A 16,664-nucleotide genomic window follows, 5' to 3' on the forward strand; every position below is an offset into this window, starting at 1 on the left:
GATCACCCGGGCCGTCCGCACCGACGCACTCCACCACGGCGTTCAGCGCAGCGGATTGGGCAGCTCCGCCCACTGGTCCCCGGGCGTCCGGGGCGTAAGCCGCATCAGCGTCAGCGCCTTGGTGGGCAGGGGCTCCGCCCGCAGGGCCGCGAGGTCCGCGGTTTCCGGGAGGTCCCCCAGAGCCGTCTCCAGCGCCGCCGTGAGCGCCTCGCCCGACCCGGCCGTCCCGGCCAGCGCGCCCGCCACCAGGGAACCGAACAGCTTGCGGCGCAGGGTGCGTTCGTCGTCCGTGACCATGCGGGCGGGCAGCTCCGGCACCGCGATGCCGTGCCGGGCGAGGCGGGCCGGGCTGACGCGGATGTCGGCCAGGTCGCGGTAGACCAGCCGCAGCGGGTCGCCCGCCGGCGAGAGGACGACCAGGAGGTTCTGGCCGTGCGCCTCCAGGGCCACGCCCAGTTCCAGCAACCGCAGCCCGACCGTGAGGGCGAGACGGGCGAAGCCGGCCAGCCAGGCGGCGCTGCGGGGCAGTTCGGTGGTGGCGAGGGCGGCCACCGGCAGCACCCGCTCACCGCCGCCCGCGTACGTCTGCGGCGACTCCCGCAGCACGGCCGCGAAATCGGGCGAGCCGGCCGCCGCCGCGCCCAGGGTGCGGGTGACGTGCAGCAGCCCGTCCGTGCGCGCGGCCGGGAGCGCGGCGAAGTCCGACAGCGGTGCGGAGGCGGCGACCGAGGGCAGCGAGATGTCCCGCACCGAGGACGTCAGCCGGGCGCTCAGCGAGGTCTTCACATGCGGCCCGCCGGGCAGGGCGAGCGTCCGCAGGGACATCAGCGGATGCCCGGGACGGTGTTCCTCGCACGCCCGCTTCAGCACGTGCGCCGCCTGCCAGGGGTGCACCGGCAGCACCACGCGCCCCCCGTCCCGCAGCTCCTCCGGCCACACGCCGCTGACCAGGCACTCCGCCGCCGGCACCGGCACCAGACCCAGCTCCACCACCGGCCGGTGCTCGGGCCCGTAGGCCAGCTGCTCGGCGACCGAGAAGCCGGGCCGGGAGCGGCAGGTCGGGTGGAACGGGTGCCCGTCGACGATCCGCTGCTCCCACTCCCAGTCCCGCTCCGGCCACGCCCGGCGGCCCTCCTCCTGCCCCGCCCTCGACAGCGCCAGAGAGGCGACGCTGTGCCCGAGTTCGGCCGCGAAGTCGGCGCAGTGCGGCACGCCCAGGTCGGTCACCAGCCGCGCCGGATCGTCGTACTCCCTCCCGTCGAGCCGCACGGCGGTGACGTACGCCCCGGTCGCGTACGGATCGGGCAGCGGACCGTGCAGCCGGCGGCCGTCGGCGAGTGACAGGGTCAGTCCGTCCCGGCCCCGCCGCCCGCCGGTCACCCAGGGCAGTGGATCATGGGTCAGGCCGCGCCACAGACGGGACAGCACGGCCGCCCGGGCACCGGGCAGTTCGGCCTCGTACCGCGGCAGGAGTCCGGGCCGGACGACGGACAGCTCGTCGGCGACCTCGGTCTCGGCGCTGGGGGGACGGTGCACGGGCGGACTCCTCGGGTACGAATAGGGCGTCACAGCGGAATGGCGACGACCGACATACTGATCATCTCCGCCCGGAACGCTGGAAGGACCGTAGGGACGAGTGGAACGCGTGGACCTCATGCCCCCGCCCGCCGACGACGACTCGGCCCACGGTGACGACCCGGCCATCGGGCGTCTCGCCGACGCGTACGCCGCCGTGCCCCTGCTCAACTGCCTGCTGCGCGAGGTCGCCCGGCCGGTGCGTGTGGAGGGCGGACACCGCGTGTACCACCTGCCCGGCGGGGACCGCCTGCTGCGCGTGCGCGGAACCCGGCGGCCCGCGGCGCCCGAGGTCGAGGCGGGGGGCGCCTGGCGGTGCCTCGGCCACCCCGAGCTGGTCGACCTGGTCGCCGGGGAACTGCGCCGGCGCACCGGTCTGGACAACCCCGGCCTGCCCTCCGAGATGACCGACAGCCGGGACGTGGTGGCCGCGCTGCTCGCCGCCCGCGCCGGGACCACTCCGCCCGAGGACCTCTACCAGCGGTCCGAGCAGTGCCTGCTCACCGGCCACACCCACCACCCCGCCCCCAAGGCCCGCGGCGGCGGCCCCGCCGCGGCCTGGCTGCCGTACGCGCCCGAGGCGTACGCCCGCTTCCCGCTGGTCCTGCTCGGCCTGCGCGAGGACACCGTCGTGGAGGAAGGCGACACCGCCGCCCTCGACACCCTCGGCACGGCCCCGCCCGGCTACCGGCTGCTCCCGGCCCACCCCTGGCAGCTCGACCTGGCCGCCCGGGAGCTGGCACCCGCCTTCGCGGACGGCAGACTCCTCCGGCTCGGCACCACGGCCTTCGACACCTGGCCGACCGCCGCGATCCGCACCCTCCACCTCCCCGGGCGGGACCTGTTCCTGAAGTTCAGCCTGGACGTGCGCATCACCAACGACATCCGCCGGCTCTGGCGCCACGACCTGCTCGCCCTGCGCCGGACCGACTCCGCCACGAGCGCGGCCTTCGCGGCGTACGACGGCCCGCCCGGCTGGCTCGGCGACCGCGGGTACCGCACCGGATGCTTCGCCTTCGAGGCCTTGGCCGTCCTGGTCCGCGACGGCTTCGCCGGCCGCCTCGTGCCCGGGGCGACGCCGCTGCTCGCGGCCGGTCTCGTCGAGGGCTTCGACGGCAACCCGCTCGACCGGGTCACCGACCCGGAGGCCTGGTGGGAGGCCTATCTGGCCCATGCGGTGCCCCCGGTCCTGGCGGCCTTCGCCGGGCACGGCGTCGTCGTCGAGGCCCATCTGCAGAACACACTGGTCGCCGTGGACGCCGACGGCATGCCCGTGCAGGTGCTGTACCGGGACGCCGAGGGTGTGAAGCTGCTGCCGGACGTGGAGCGCGCGGCCGGCTGGGAGCGGCTGGTGTACTGCCTGGTCGTCAACCACCTCACCGAGATCGCCGGCGCCCTCGCCGAACGCCGGCCCGGGTTCGACCCCTGGCCCGCCGCCCGCCGCGAACTCGCCCGGCACGACCTGCCGGAGATCCCCGCCCTGCTCGCCTCCCCGACGCTCCCCGCCAAGACGAACCTGCTGCTGCGCTGGACGGGCGCGGACGGCGCCGACGCCCGCTACCTGCCGCTGCCGAACCCGCTCAGGCGGTCCTGACCCCGTCACGGCCCCGTGGAATGATGACCGGCGACAAAGGCGACGGCGGACGAGGAAGCCGGTGTGAATCCGGCGCGGTCCCGCCACTGTGATCGGTGAGCCGGTCCCGAGAGGCCACTGCCCGCGAGCGGGTGGGAAGGCCGGGACCGGCGGCGACCCGAGAGCCAGGAGACTCACGCGGTCGCCTCCTCCACGGACCACCGGGGCGGATCTCCCCGGAGAGAGGGCAGGTGCGGCATGCCCGCGACGCCGGCCGGCGAACCCCTGGACGACACCCCGAGCGGCCCCCCGCCGTGCCGCGTCGTGGTGTGCCGCGACTGCTGCTGCGGCAGCCCCAAGGTGACCGGCGTCGACCACGCCGCCCAGACCGAGCGCCTGCGCGCGGCGGCGCCCGTGCGGGTCTCCGACTGCCTCGACGTCTGCGACCAGGCCAACGTGGTCGTCGTGCAGCCGTCCGCCGCGGGCCGGGCCGCCGGTGCCCGGCCGGTCTGGCTCGGCCTGGTCAACGACCCGGCCGCCACCGAGGACGTCGTCTCCTGGGTCCGCGCCGGCGGCCCGGGCGTCGCCCCGCTGCCGGACATCCTCGGCCTGTACGTCTTCAGCCCCCGGGCGCGACGGGACGGGGACCGCCCCTGACACCGGCCTAGACCGCCTTCCGGCTGCGGACCAGCAGCCACAGGAAGTACGGGGTGCCGATCACGGCCGTCATCAGGCCGGCGCCCAGCTGGGCCGGGGCGATCACGGTCCGGCCCAGCAGGTCGGCCGCGCCGACGAGCGCGGCACCGAGCAGCACGGCCACCGGCACCACCCGCACGTGCCGCCGGCCCACCAGGGCCCGGGCCGCGTGCGGCGCTACCAGGCCCACGAAGCCGATGGTGCCGGCCGAGGCGACGGCGGTCGCCGCGAGCAGCACGCCCACCACCAGGAAGTTGAGCCGGGCCCGGGGCAGTCCGAGTCCCAGCAGCCGCGGGGTGTCCTCGTCCAGCGAGACGAGGTCCAGCTCGGTGCGCCGGGCGACCGCGACGGCCAGTCCCAGGGCCAGCACGAGCGCGACGGGCACGACGTCCGCCGTGGTCCGCCCGTACGTGGAACCGGACAGCCAGGTCAGCGCCTTCGTGGCGTTGAACGGGTCGGTGAGCACGATGAGCAGGCTGATCAGGGCCGTCGACCCGGCCGCCACGCCGATGCCGACGAGGACCAGCCGGCTCTGCTGGTAGCCGCCGCGGGCGGCGAGCCCGAAGACCAGGGCGGAGGCCAGCGCCGCGCCCGCGAAGGCGGCCCCCGCGACGCCCCAGGAGCCGGCGGCGGGCACGGTGGTCACCAGCAGCACGGCACCGAGCGCGGCGCCGCCCGAGACGCCCAGCACCCCGGGCTCCGCCAGCGGGTTGCGGGTCACGGCCTGCACCAGCGTGCCGGCCAGGGCGAGCGCGGCGCCCGCGCAGAGTGCCGCGAGCACCCGCGGCACCCGGGTGTCCAGGACGAAGGAGACGGTCTGACCGGCCCGTCCCAGCGCCCAGTTGGCGACGTCGCCGAGCAGGAGCTTGGCGTCGCCCAGCAGGACACCGGCGAGGGCGACGGCGACGACCACGGCGGCCAGGGCGGTCACCGTGGCCAGGAACGCCGTCCGGCCGGGGACGCGCAGCCGGTCCGGGGCCTCCACCCCGGCCGTGTCCTTCAGCCGCAGGGCCGTCGCCACCAGGAACACCGCCCCGACCAGGCTGGTGACGATGCCGGTGGGCACGCCGACCGCCGTGTCCGCCGGGATCAGGGCCCGCAGCAGCACGTCCGAGCCGAGCACCAGCGCCGCCCCGGCCAGCCCGGCCGCGGGCAGCGCCGCCCGCGCGCGGGTGAAACCCCGGAACCGGCGTGCGAGCGGACGGACCAGGGCGGGTGCGCAGAGCCCGACGTAACCGAGCGGGCCGGTGAGCGTGACGGCCGCCGCGGACAGCAGCGCCGCCAGCACCACCACCGTGACGCGGGTGGCGTGCACCGGCACGCCGAGACCGCGCGCCGCGTCGTCGCCGAGGGCGAGCGCGTCGACCCGCCGGGCGACCAGCAGCAGCCCGGCGAGCCCCACCAGGGCGACGGGCAGCATCTGCAGGACGCCGTCGAAGCCGTTCTGGCCGATGCTGCCCTGGTTCCACTGGTAGAGGCCCTCCGTCTGCTGCGGGAACAGCAGCAGCAGCCCCTCGGTGAGGGAGTTCAGGCCCAGCGCGAGCGCGGTGCCGGCCAGCACCAGCCGTACGGTGCCCGTGCCGAGGCCGGACAGGGCGAGCACCACGGCCGCGGCCACCAGCCCGCCCGCGAAGGCCACGCCCGAGGAGGCGAGCAGCGGCAGGGAGACGCCGGTCGCGCCGACCAGCCCGAGCGCCAGGTACGAACCGGCGTTCACCGCGAGGGTGTCGGGCGAGGCGAGCACGTTGCGGCTGACGGCCTGCAGGACGGCGCCCGCGATGCCGAGGACGACGCCGACCAGGATCCCCGCGGCCATGCGCGGCAGCCGGGAGGCGATCACCACGGACGCGTCGGCCGGATCGGCCTGCCCGGTCAGGGCCTTGAACACCTGTGCCGGTCCGACTGCGGCGGTGCCCTGGGTGATGTCGACGACCGCGAGGGCGGCGACGAGGAGGACGAGCCCGGCCGTCACCGCGGCCGCGCCCGACCGGGTCGCGGCCGCCGGGGGACGGACGGCGGGGGGCGCTTCGGTGACGGCCATGGGGCGTTACTTCGTCAGCGCGTCGACGAGGGCGTCGATGTACGCCTCCATCGAGCCGGGACCGCCGAACATCCAGATGCCGTCGGGCAGCCGGTGCACGGCGCCGGCCTCCACGAACGGCAGGGAGCTCCACACGGCGTTCTTCTTCAGCTGCCCGGCGAACGGGTTGCTGGCCTTGTCGCCGTCGTTGCCTATGTAGGCGAACGCGGTGTCCTCCGGCAGGGCGGTGAGGCCCTCGACGTCGGTGGTGCCGAGGCCGTAGGCCGGGTCGCCCTTGACCTTCCAGGCGTTCTTCAGGCCGAGTTCCTCGTTGACGGACCCGATGAGGGAGCCGCTGGTGTACGGACGGATGGAGACCTGGTTGGACGTCACGTACCCGTCGGCGAAGGCGACGGGGCTGCCGCCGAGTTTCGCGTCGGCGAGGGTCTCGCGGCCCGCGGCGACCTTGGTCTCGAAGCTCTCGCGGGCGGCCCGGGCCTTGTCGGTGGTGCCGGTGGCCTTCGCGATCAGGTCGAGGTTCTCGAACATCTGCCCGATCTGGTCGCCGGCGTCGGCCGGCTTGATCTCCAGGACGGGCGCGATCTTCCGCAGCTGCTTCACGGCCGCGTCCGGCAGGTCCGAGCTGGCCACGATCAGGTCGGGGGAGAGCGAGGCGATGGTGTCCGTGCTCGGCTCGCCGCGCGTGCCGATGTCCTTGGGCTCGTTCCTCAGCGGGACGGCGGTGTCCCAGGTCCTGTAGCCCTTGACGTCGGCGACGCCCACCGGGTCGACGCCGAGGGTGAGCAGGCTCTCGACCTCGTTCCACTCGGTGGCCACGACCTTCTTCGCCGGGCCGTCCAGCTTCACCGTCGCGCCGGTGGAGTCGGTGAGGCTGATCGCCCCGGTGGTCTTCTTCGTGCTGTCGGCGGCCGGCTCGGTGGTGCCGCAGGCGGCGAGGGTGAGCGCCGCGGCGGTGGTGGTGGCCGCGGTGAGCAGGAGACGTCTCATGAGGTGGTGCCGAGCCTTTCGCTTCGGGTGGTGCGGGTGTGGTGGCGGCCGATCGGACGGGTCCGCAGCCGGCCGGTGCGGGGGTCGGTGTCGACGTCGATCCGGATGCCGTAGACGGCCGTGAGGCGCTCCGGCGTCAGGACGTCCTCGGGCGGGCCGTCGGCGACGACGCGGCCCGCTTCGAGCAGGGTGACCCTGTCGGCGATGGCCGCCGCCTGGTCGAGGTCGTGCAGGACGACGCCCACGGCGATCCCGTGGTCGTCGGCCAGGTCGCGGACGAGGTCGAGGAGTTCGATCTGGTACCGCAGGTCGAGGTAGGTCGTGGGCTCGTCCAGCAGCAGCACGCCGGTCTCCTGCGCGAGACAGCTCGCGAGCCAGACGCGCTGCAGCTGCCCGCCGGAGAGGTGGTCGGCGCCGCGCCCGGCGAGCTCAGCGACCCCGGTCAGCGCCAGCGCCCGCTCGACCGCGGCCGAGGCGTCCGCGTCGGGACGGCCGAAGCGGCCCCGGTAGGGGTAGCGGCCGAACTCCACGAGGTCCCGCACCGTCAGTCCGCTGGGTGTGGGCCGCCCCTGGGTGAGCAGGGCGACGTGCCGGGCGAACTCCCGGGCGGACAGGGCCAGGCCGTCGATGTCGCCGTCGATCCGCAGCCCGGCCCGGCGGGCCCGCTGCAACCGGGCGACCGTCCGCAGCAGCGTCGACTTCCCGCTGCCGTTGGGGCCGACCAGGACGGTGACCTCACCGGGCCGCAGCGCGATCGCCGCGCCGTGCACGACGTCCACGCCGTCGTACGACACGGTCACGTCGGTGGCCGACAGTTCATGCCCGCGCAGACGCCGTCCGCCCGCGGGTGCTTCACCAGATCTCACGGGAACGAAGGTTAGCCTAACCTAACCATAGGCCCGGGAGGGGGGTCCGGTTCCGCCTCAGGCGGCCGGCCAGGACGCGGGGTCCCACACGCCCGAACGGCGCAGCGACTGGGGGCAGTGCAGATAGATCTCGTCGATCTCCAGGACCAGGGCGAGGGCGGGGCGCCGGCCGTCCTGGGTCATGGCGTCGAAGAACGGGGCGTCCGTGAGGATGCGGGCCCGGCCGTTGACGCGCAGCACCTCCTTGCCGCCCGGTATCAGATACAGCAGGCCGGCGTGCGGGTTGTCCAGGATGTTGTGCAGGCTGTCCCCGCGCCGGTTGCCCGGCCGCTCCGGCAGGGCGATGGTGCCGGAGTCGACGACGTGCGTGAAACCGGCCGCGTCCCCGCGCGGCGAGACGTCGCAGTTGCCTCCCGCGTCGGAGGTGGCCAGCAGGCAGAAGGGGGAGCGGGCGAGAATGCCGAGGTCCTGCTCGGTGAGCCGGTCGTGGACCTTCTCGATCACCACGGGCCAGGGCTGGCCCAGCAGTCCGCGCAGTTCGGCGCGGGAGGCCAGTTCGGTCCAGCCCCCCTCGGGCGCCGCGTCGGGCCCGGCCCCGGCGGCGTCGGTGGTGTGCGGCATGGCCGACTCCCGTGCTCTAGGTGATCGAAGTTAGGCTTGGCTTACCTTAACTGACCGGAGGAGGCTGATCGCTTCCACGGCCCGGCCGCCCGGTACGGTGGGGGGATGCTGTCCGAGGTCACCGCCACCCGCTACGTTGAGCCGCTGCGCTCCGGCGGTTCCGTCCCGGGGATCGTCGAGGCGGACGACCTGGGCACGTACGTCGTGAAGTTCACCGGCTCCGCGCAGGGCCGCAAGGCGCTGGTCGCCGAGGTGATCGTGGGCGAACTGGCCCGGGCGCTCGGACTGCGCTTCCCCGAGCTGGTCCTGGTGCACTTCGACCCGGCGATCGCGCGGGACGAGCCGCACCAGGAGGTGCGGGGCCTGCACGCGGCCAGCGCCGGAGTGAACCTCGGCATGGACTACCTCCCGGGCGCCCGGGACTTCACCCCCGAGGTCGCCCGGGTCTTCCCCGTCGATCCGCTGGAGGCCGGGCGGATCGTCTGGCTGGACGCCCTGACCGTGAACGTCGACCGCACGGTCCACAGCTCCAACCTGATGGTCTGGCCCACCCTGGGCGTGGCGCCGCCGCGCCTGTGGCTGATCGACCACGGTGCCGCCCTCGTCTTCCACCACCGCTGGGAGGGCACCGACCCCGCCAAGTCCTACGACTTCCGGCACCACGCCCTCGGCCACTACGCGCCCGACGTCCGGGCCGCCGACGCCGAACTCGCCCCCAGGGTCACCGAGGACCTGCTGCGCCGCATCCTCGCCGAGGTGCCGGACGCCTGGCTGGCGGACGATCCGGCTTTCGGCACCCCGGACGCGGCCCGGAAGGCGTACGTGGCGTTTCTGCACGCGCGCGTGCGAGCCTCCTCGGCGTGGCTGCCCACCGACTTCCCCAGCCGGGAGGAACTCGCCGCCGAGGAGGCCCTGCGGGCGGCGCGGAACCAGCGAGGACGCCCCGCGTGGCTCAAGCAGGTCCCCGACCTGCACGGCAAGCCCGCGGCCCAACAGGATTGGTCGGTGCACCTGGGATGAGTGGCCGTGTCGAGATCGAGTACTGCACCCAGTGCCGCTGGCTGCCCCGCGCGGCCTGGCTGGCGCAGGAGCTGCTCACCACCTTCGAGGCGGAACTGACCGAACTGGCCCTGAAGCCCGGCACGGGTGGGGTGTTCGTGGTCCGCGTCGGCGACGAGGTCGTCTGGGACCGCCGCGAGCAGGGCTTCCCCGAGCCGACGGCCGTGAAGAAGGCCGTACGCGACCGAGTGGCCCCGGGCAAGACCCTGGGCCACTCGGAGCGGTAGGGCCCGTTTCAGCCCTTGAGCTGTTCGTACGCGGGCAGCGTGAGGAAGTCGGCGTAGTCCTCGTCGAGGGCGACCTTCAGCAGCAGGTCGTGGGCCTGCTGCCAGGTGCCGGCCGCGAAGGCCTCCTCGCCGATCTCGGCCCTGATGCCGGCCAGTTCCTCGGCGGCGACCTCGCGGGCGAGTTCGGCGGTGACCCGCTCGCCGTTGTCCAGGACGACGCCCGCGTTGATCCACTGCCAGATCTGCGAGCGGGAGATCTCGGCGGTGGCCGCGTCCTCCATCAGGTTGAAGATGGCGACGGCGCCCAGGCCGCGCAGCCAGGCCTCGATGTACCGGATGCCGACCTGCACGGCGTTGACCAGGCCCGCGTAGGTCGGCTTGGCGTCGAGCGAGTCGACGGCGATGAGGTCGGCCGCCTTGACGTCGACGTCCTCGCGCAGCCGGTCCTTCTGGTTCGGCTTGTCGCCGAGGACCTTGTCGAAGGACTCCATGGCGATCGGCACCAGGTCGGGGTGGGCGACCCAGGAACCGTCGAAACCGTCGTTCGCCTCGCGGTCCTTGTCGGCGCGGACCTTCTCGAAGGCGACCTTGTTGACCTCGGCGTCCCGGCGGGAGGGGATGAAGGCCGCCATGCCGCCGATGGCGTGCGCGCCGCGCTTGTGGCAGGTGCGGACGAGCAGTTCGGTGTAGGCGCGCATGAACGGGGCGGTCATCGTCACGGAGTTGCGGTCCGGCAGGACGAACTTCGCGCCGCCGTCACGGAAGTTCTTGACGATGGAGAACAGGTAGTCCCAGCGGCCCGCGTTCAGCCCGGAGGCGTGGTCGCGCAGCTCGTAGAGGATCTCCTCCATCTCGTAGGCGGCCGTGATCGTCTCGATGAGGACGGTGGCGCGGACGGTGCCGTGGGGGATGCCGCAGTACTCCTGCGCGAAGACGAACACCTCGTTCCAGAGGCGGGCCTCCAGGTGCGACTCCGTCTTGGGCAGGTAGAAGTACGGACCCTTGCCGAGGTCGAGCAGGCGCTGGGCGTTGTGGAAGAAGTACAGGCCGAAGTCGACCAGCGCGCCGGGCACGGGGGTGCCGTCGGCGTCGACGAGGTGACGCTCGTTCAGGTGCCAGCCGCGCGGGCGCATCACGACCGTGGCGAGTTCCTCGTTCGCCTTCAGGGCGTAGGACTTGCCCGACCTCGGGTCCGTGAAGTCGATGTTCCGGGTGTAGGCGTCGATCAGGTTGAGCTGGCCGAGGACCACGTTCTCCCAGGTGGGTGCGGAGGCGTCCTCGAAGTCCGCGAGCCACACCCTCGCGCCCGAGTTGAGGGCGTTGATGGTCATCTTGCGGTCGGTGGGACCGGTGATCTCGACCCGGCGGTCGTTCAGGGCGTCCGGGGCCGGGGCGACCTTCCAGGAGTCGTCGGCGCGGATCGCGGCCGTCTCCGGCAGGAAGTCGAGGGTGCACGTGCGGGCGATCTCGGCACGGCGCTCGGCGCGACGGGCGAGGAGTTCGTCACGCCGGGGGGTGAACCGCCGGTGCAGCTCGGCCACGAAGGCGAGCGCCGCTTCGGTGAGGACCTCCTCCTGCCGGGGCAGGGGCTCGGCGTCGACGATGGCCAGCGGGGACGGCGCTGGAGCGGACATGAACGGTCACTTCCTTCAGCGAGCTGTGAAGACGAGCCGGCGGTGGCACCCGGTGCCAGTCTTCCCGGATACGGCGTTCGGCGCCCGGGGAGCCACCGGGCGCTTCTGAACAGTGGATAGTAGTTTCCTCATAGTGGAAGTTCAATCGTCTGTTGATGTCGAGATTCTCTGAGTCGAGGCAAGGTGGCGCTCCGTGCCACCCCGCTCACTCCAGGTGGGCCAGGTCGGCCTCGGTGTCGATGTCGAAGGGCCGGGCCACGTCGGCGCACTCCACGAGCGCGGGCGCGTGGGCCCTCAGATAGGCGCGTGCCCCTCGGTCCCCGGTGGCAGTCGCGGTGATGCCCGCCCAGTGGGCGGCGCCGAACAGCACCGGATGGCCGCGCACCCCGTCGTACGCGGCCGAGACCAGGGACTCCTCGCCCGAGTGGGCCGCGAGCACCCGGGCCACCGCCTCGGGGCCGATGCCCGGTTGGTCGACGAGGAAGACCAGGGCCGCCCGGGCGTCCGTGCCGGCGAGGGACTCCAGCCCGGCCCGCAGGGACGACCCCATGCCCTGCTCCCAGTGCGGGTTGTCGACCAGGACGCAGTCCGTCAGCTCGGCCCGGGCGCGTACCTCGTCGGACCGTGCGCCCAGGACCACGTGCACCCGGGCGCAGCCCCCCTCGCGCAGGACCCGCACCGCGTGCTCCACCAGGGGGCGCCCTCGGTGCGGAAGCAGCGCCTTGGGGCGTCCGCCCAGGCGTCGTCCGCCCCCCGCCGCGAGCAGCAGGGCAACCACACCCGCCCCGTCGGTCGTCTTCCTTGTCGTCATGGATCCTGCATACCGCACGATCTCGGGCCCGATGGTCACGCAGCGGAACAAGTCGATGACGCAATGGACTGGCGCCTGGTGGTCCGCGTCGTTTACTGTCGCCCGCACCGACCGGCCGGGCGTGCGGCCACTGCCGGTTGCGGAGGGCTCGGTGCCGGCACGGCACGCGCACGACGAGGTGCGAGGGGGAGGACTGTGTTGCGGAGCGTGGAGCAGAAGCGGCAGGGGCCTGTGACCGGCAGCGACGAGGATCCGCGGGTGACGGAGCTGCGCTCCGCCGTGGCCCGGCTGCGGCGCCGGCTCGCCGCGCATCCCGGTGAGTTCGCCGACCGGAGCATCGCCGAGGAGGAGCTGGCCGCCCTTGCGGCCATGGTCGCCGCCGGCGCCCCCGAGGTTCCGCGGCTGCGCCGCTCCCTGCTGCTCATCGCGGGCGCGATCGGCTCGGTGAGCGCGCTGTACCCCGGCCTGGCGGAGGTCCGTCAGGCGGTGGACCTCTTCGGTGGACCGGTGCGCGGGCAGGGGTAGCGCGTCCCGGGCGGTGCTACGGGACGGTTCATCCGGTGACCGCCGTGCGCGCCGCGAGGCTTGAACGCCCCGCACGGATACGTGCCCTGCGCGAGCTCCGGTCCCTCGTCTTTCGTCAGCAGGCCGGAGCGGTCATCGGCCCGCGGCCGGGGGCCGCGGTGGGAAGCGGGACATCGCCTCGGGCGGCTCACCGGCGCGTGTGTGCCCAGGGCGTCCGTCGTCTCGTCCTCGAAGCGGACGCCCCTGCTCGTCGTGCGGATCAGCTCCGGCCGTCGGACTCGAAGACGACCTCTCGTGCGCCGTGCGGGTCGGTGTGGCGGCCCGGCCGGGCGTGTAGGGCGCTCACGCGGGGTTCTGGCTGGCGAGCGCCTGCGACAGTTCGCCGGCGACCTGCTGGAGCACCGGCACGATCCGCTCCGTCGCCGCCTCCGTGACCCGGCCGGCCGGGCCGGAGATGGAGATGGCCGCGGCGGTGGGGGAGTCGGGCACCGGGACGGCGAGACAACGGACCCCGATCTCCTGCTCGTTGTCGTCGATGGCGTAGCCCTGGCGGCGTACGTCCTCCAGCGCAGCGAGGAACCCGTCGGCCGTCGTGATCGTCTTCTCCGTCGCGGCGGGCATGCCCGTACGGGCCAGCAGCGCGCGCACCTCCTCCGGCGGGAAGCCGGCCAGCAGGGCCTTGCCCACGCCCGTGGAGTGCGGCAGCACGCGGCGGCCGACCTCCGTGAACATGCGCATCGAGTGTTTCGACGGCACCTGAGCCACGTACACGATCTCGTCGCCGTCCAGCAGCGCCATGTTCGCCGTCTCGCCGGTCTCCTCGACCAGGCGCGCCAGGTACGGCCGCGCCCAGGTTCCCAGCAGCCGGGAGGCCGACTCGCCGAGACGGATCAGGCGGGGGCCGAGCGCGTACCGCCGGTTGGGCTGCTGGCGCACGTAACCGCAGGCCACGAGCGTGCGCATCAGGCGGTGGATGGTCGGCAGGGGCAGCCCGCTGCTCGCGGACAGCTCGCTCAGACCGACCTCGCCGCCCGCGTCCGCCATCCGTTCGAGCAGGTCGAAGGCGCGCTCCAGGGACTGGACCCCGCCGTTGGAGGACCGGGCGGAGTCGGTGGTGGTGGCGCTGGACGTGGGCACGGCGCGTTCCTTTCGGGTAGCATTTCGCTTCCCGGTATGTTAATTCCGCTTCGTGGAAAAGTCCAGGAGGTGGCCGCCGGTGCCGTCCTGTAGCAGTGTGCCCTTGACGGGGCCGGAGTGGGAGTGAAGACTCTTTCAACAGAATGTTGAAGAAAGGGGTTCGGGTGTCCGACGCTGAACTGGTGATCCGCTCGACGCGTGTCATCACTCCCGAGGGGACGGTCGCGGCCTCGGTGTCCGTCGCCGACGGCACGATCACCGCCGTCCTCCCGTACGACGCCCCCGTGCCCGGCGGGGCCCGCCTGGAGGACCTGGGCGACCATGTCCTGCTGCCGGGCCTGGTCGACACTCACGTGCACGTCAACGACCCCGGCCGCACCGAGTGGGAGGGCTTCTGGACCGCCACCCGGGCCGCGGCGGCCGGCGGCATCACGACCCTCGTCGACATGCCCCTCAACTCCCTGCCGCCCACCACCACCGTCGCGAACCTGCGCACCAAGCAGCGGGTCGCCGCCGACAAGGCGCACATCGACGTCGGCTTCTGGGGCGGGGCCCTGCCGGACAACACCAAGGACCTGCGCCCGCTGCACGAGGCGGGGGTGTTCGGCTTCAAGGCGTTCCTGTCACCGTCCGGCGTGGACGAGTTCCCGCACCTGGAGCGCGACCCGCTCGTCCGCACCATGGCCGAGATCGCCGCCTTCGACGGCCTGCTCATCGTGCACGCCGAGGACCCCCAGCTGCTCGCCTCCGCCCCGCAGCGACCCGGCCCCCGCTACGCCGACTTCCTCGCCTCCCGTCCCCGGGACGCCGAGGACAGCGCCATCGCCCAGCTCATCCGCGAGGCCAAGGCGCTCGACGCCCGCGTGCACGTGCTGCACCTGTCGTCCAGCGACGCCCTGCCGATGATCGCCGAGGCGCGAGCGGAGGGCGTGCGCGTCACCGTGGAGACGTGTCCCCACTACCTGACCCTGACCGCCGAGGAAGTCCCCGACGGCGCCAGCGAGTTCAAGTGCTGCCCGCCGATCCGCGAGGCCGCCAACCAGGACCTGCTCTGGCAGGCGCTGGCCGACGGCACCATCGACTGCGTCGTCACCGACCACTCCCCGTCCACCGCCGACCTCAAGACCGACGACTTCGCGACGGCCTGGGGCGGCATCTCCGGGCTCCAGCTGAGCCTGGCGGCGGTGTGGACCGAGGCCCGCAGGCGCGGGCACGGGCTGGAGGACGTGGTCCGCTGGATGTCGGCGCGGACCGCCGCACTGGTCGGGCTCGACGACCGCAAGGGCGCCATCGCCGCCGGACGCGACGCCGACTTCGCCGTCCTCGCCCCCGAGGAGACCTTCACCGTCGACCCGGCCTCCCTGCAGCACCGCAACCGCGTCACCGCCTACGCCGGCAAGACCCTGTACGGCGTCGTGAAGTCCACCTGGCTGCGCGGGCAGCGCATCGTCGCGGACGGCGAGTTCACCGAACCGAAGGGACGGCTGCTCACCCGGACCCACTGACATCCCATCCCGGACACCCGAAAGGAAGCCCTGATCATCGTGACGGCGATTCCCAGCTTCACCGGCGACGCGAACCCCTACGGAGGCGGCGACCCCTACGCGGACTACCGCACCGCCGACTTCCCCTTCACCCAGTACGCCAACCTCGCCGACCGGCGCCTCGGGGCCGGGGTCATCGCCGCCAACGACGAGTTCTTCGCCGAGCGCGAGAACCTGCTGGTGCCCGGGCGTGCCGAGTTCGACCCGGAGCACTTCGGGCACAAGGGCAAGATCATGGACGGCTGGGAGACCCGGCGCCGCCGGGGCGCGTCGGGCGACCACCCCTGGCCGACCGCCGAGGACCACGACTGGGCGCTGGTCCGCCTCGGCGCCCCGGGGGTGATCCGGGGGATCGTCGTCGACACCGCCCACTTCCGTGGCAACTACCCGCAGGCCGTGTCCGTCGAGGGCACCTCCGTGCCCGGCTCCCCGTCGCCGCAGGACCTCCTCGGGGACGACGTGAAGTGGACGACGCTGGTGCCGCGCACGGCGGTCGGCGGCCACGCGGCGAACGGTTTCGCCGTCGCCGTCGAGCAGCGCTTCACCCACCTGCGGGTCAACCAGCACCCCGACGGCGGCATCGCCCGCCTGCGCGTCCACGGCGAGGTCGTCCCCGACCCGGCGTGGCTCGCGGCGCTCGGCACCTTCGACGTGGTCGCCCTGGAGAACGGCGGCCGGGTCGAGGACGCGTCCGACCTCTTCTACTCGCCCGCCACCAACACCATCCAGCCGGGCCGCTCCCGCAAGATGGACGACGGCTGGGAGACCCGGCGCCGCCGCGACCAGGGCCATGACTGGATCCGCTACCGGCTGGCCGCCCAGGCGCAGATCCGCGCGCTGGAGATCGACACCGCCTACCTCAAGGGCAACAGCGCCGGCTGGGCGTCGGTGTCGGTGCGGGACGGCGAGGACGGCGACTGGCGGGAGATCCTGCCCCGCACCCGCCTCCAGCCCGACACCAACCACCGCTTCGTCCTCCCGGAGCCGGCCGTGGGCACGCACGCGCGCGTGGACATCTACCCGGACGGCGGCATCTCCCGGCTGCGCCTCTTCGGCTCCCTCACCCAGGAGGGCACGACCCGCCTGACGGCCCGCCACCAGGAACTGGGCGGCTGAGCCGACCTCGCGACCCACGGCGCCCCGGCCGGACAGCACCGGCACACCCCGCCTGCCGCCCCGGCCCGGGGCGCCGCGTGCGGGGGACAGCACGGATGGGCTTCTGTTTCTTGCACTGGGCGAGGGACAGCACCGGGGGGTGCGCGTGCCGCACGGGGCCGGGGCGCCGCGTGCGGGGGAGCGCTCGTGCGGTTCCGCGCGCTGCGCCGGCCCGAGGCTTCCGTACGCGCGGGAGAGCAGTGACGTGCCCCG

At 73.8% G+C, this 16,664-nt stretch carries 15 protein-coding genes and 1 riboswitch; of the genes, 7 read left to right on the forward strand and 8 right to left on the reverse strand.

Annotation, left to right across the window (positions count from 1 at the left end):
- Positions 1-42 precede the first annotated feature (42 nt).
- Complete coding sequence (locus RIN80_RS13520; RefSeq protein WP_309095814.1) at positions 43-1,536, reverse strand: IucA/IucC family protein; 1,494 nt, start codon at positions 1,534-1,536, stop codon at positions 43-45.
- Between the two features lie 100 nt (positions 1,537-1,636).
- Between RIN80_RS13520 and RIN80_RS13525 the strand changes: the two genes are divergently transcribed.
- Together RIN80_RS13525 and RIN80_RS13530 are read left to right on the forward strand one after the other, a co-directional pair.
- Positions 1,637-3,169 (forward strand): IucA/IucC family protein, encoded by a 1,533-nt coding sequence (locus tag RIN80_RS13525; protein ID WP_375141686.1) that lies wholly within the window; start codon positions 1,637-1,639, stop codon positions 3,167-3,169.
- A 49-nt stretch (positions 3,170-3,218) separates the two neighbouring features.
- Positions 3,219-3,344, forward strand: a riboswitch (cobalamin riboswitch).
- 62 nt (positions 3,345-3,406) lie between these two features.
- The gene (locus RIN80_RS13530; RefSeq protein ID WP_309095815.1) at positions 3,407-3,805 is read left to right on the forward strand and encodes a (2Fe-2S) ferredoxin domain-containing protein; all 399 of its coding nucleotides are present in this window, start codon (positions 3,407-3,409) and stop codon (positions 3,803-3,805) included.
- A 7-nt stretch (positions 3,806-3,812) separates the two neighbouring features.
- Here RIN80_RS13530 and RIN80_RS13535 read toward each other — a convergent pair whose 3' ends face one another.
- The 4 genes from RIN80_RS13535 to RIN80_RS13550 are packed head-to-tail and all read right to left on the reverse strand — an operon-like array spanning position 3,813 to position 8,359.
- Positions 3,813-5,885, reverse strand: a complete 2,073-nt coding sequence (locus RIN80_RS13535; protein WP_309095816.1) for an iron ABC transporter permease — start codon at positions 5,883-5,885, stop codon at positions 3,813-3,815.
- A 6-nt stretch (positions 5,886-5,891) separates the two neighbouring features.
- A complete protein-coding gene (locus RIN80_RS13540; RefSeq protein WP_309095817.1) occupies positions 5,892-6,872 on the reverse strand; it encodes an iron-siderophore ABC transporter substrate-binding protein in 981 nt (326 codons plus the stop codon).
- Positions 6,869-7,738, reverse strand: a complete 870-nt coding sequence (locus RIN80_RS13545; RefSeq protein WP_309095818.1) for an ABC transporter ATP-binding protein — start codon at positions 7,736-7,738, stop codon at positions 6,869-6,871. Before RIN80_RS13545 ends, RIN80_RS13540 begins: the two co-directional genes overlap by 4 nt.
- Before the next feature lie 57 nt (positions 7,739-7,795).
- Positions 7,796-8,359, reverse strand: coding sequence for an MSMEG_1061 family FMN-dependent PPOX-type flavoprotein (locus RIN80_RS13550; protein WP_309095819.1), 564 nt, complete (start codon positions 8,357-8,359; stop codon positions 7,796-7,798).
- 105 nt (positions 8,360-8,464) lie between these two features.
- On the opposite strand from RIN80_RS13550, the gene RIN80_RS13555 reads away from it, so the two are divergent.
- The gene (locus RIN80_RS13555; protein ID WP_309095820.1) at positions 8,465-9,379 is read left to right on the forward strand and encodes a HipA family kinase; all 915 of its coding nucleotides are present in this window, start codon (positions 8,465-8,467) and stop codon (positions 9,377-9,379) included.
- Positions 9,376-9,645 (forward strand): SelT/SelW/SelH family protein, encoded by a 270-nt coding sequence (locus tag RIN80_RS13560; protein WP_030242193.1) that lies wholly within the window; start codon positions 9,376-9,378, stop codon positions 9,643-9,645. The genes RIN80_RS13555 and RIN80_RS13560 overlap by 4 nt, the downstream gene beginning before the upstream one ends.
- Positions 9,646-9,653: 8 nt before the next feature.
- Here the strand turns inward: RIN80_RS13560 and aceB are convergent, their stop codons facing one another.
- Together aceB and RIN80_RS13570 are read right to left on the reverse strand one after the other, a co-directional pair.
- A complete protein-coding gene (gene aceB, locus RIN80_RS13565) occupies positions 9,654-11,279 on the reverse strand; it encodes a malate synthase A (RefSeq protein ID WP_309095821.1) in 1,626 nt (541 codons plus the stop codon).
- Between the two features lie 205 nt (positions 11,280-11,484).
- Positions 11,485-12,090 (reverse strand): nucleotidyltransferase family protein, encoded by a 606-nt coding sequence (locus RIN80_RS13570; protein WP_309095822.1) that lies wholly within the window; start codon positions 12,088-12,090, stop codon positions 11,485-11,487.
- 195 nt (positions 12,091-12,285) lie between these two features.
- Here RIN80_RS13570 and RIN80_RS13575 point away from each other — a divergent pair, with 195 nt between their 5' ends.
- Positions 12,286-12,615 carry a DUF5955 family protein gene (locus RIN80_RS13575; RefSeq protein ID WP_309095823.1) on the forward strand — a complete coding sequence of 110 codons (330 nt, stop codon included), beginning with the start codon at positions 12,286-12,288 and terminating at the stop codon, positions 12,613-12,615.
- Between the two features lie 342 nt (positions 12,616-12,957).
- On the opposite strand, the gene RIN80_RS13580 is transcribed toward RIN80_RS13575, so the two are convergent.
- Positions 12,958-13,752: an IclR family transcriptional regulator gene (locus tag RIN80_RS13580; protein WP_309095824.1), complete on the reverse strand. Its 795-nt coding sequence runs from the start codon at positions 13,750-13,752 to the stop codon at positions 12,958-12,960.
- Between the two features lie 164 nt (positions 13,753-13,916).
- Here RIN80_RS13580 and allB point away from each other — a divergent pair, with 164 nt between their 5' ends.
- Positions 13,917-15,257 carry an allantoinase AllB gene (gene allB / locus RIN80_RS13585; RefSeq protein WP_309095825.1) on the forward strand — a complete coding sequence of 447 codons (1,341 nt, stop codon included), beginning with the start codon at positions 13,917-13,919 and terminating at the stop codon, positions 15,255-15,257.
- A 39-nt stretch (positions 15,258-15,296) separates the two neighbouring features.
- Positions 15,297-16,412: an allantoicase gene (gene alc, locus RIN80_RS13590; RefSeq protein ID WP_309095826.1), complete on the forward strand. Its 1,116-nt coding sequence runs from the start codon at positions 15,297-15,299 to the stop codon at positions 16,410-16,412.
- Positions 16,413-16,664 lie beyond the last annotated feature (252 nt).

It is taken from the genome of Streptomyces sp. (assembly GCF_031181705.1).
Taxonomy (GTDB): domain Bacteria; phylum Actinomycetota; class Actinomycetes; order Streptomycetales; family Streptomycetaceae; genus Streptomyces.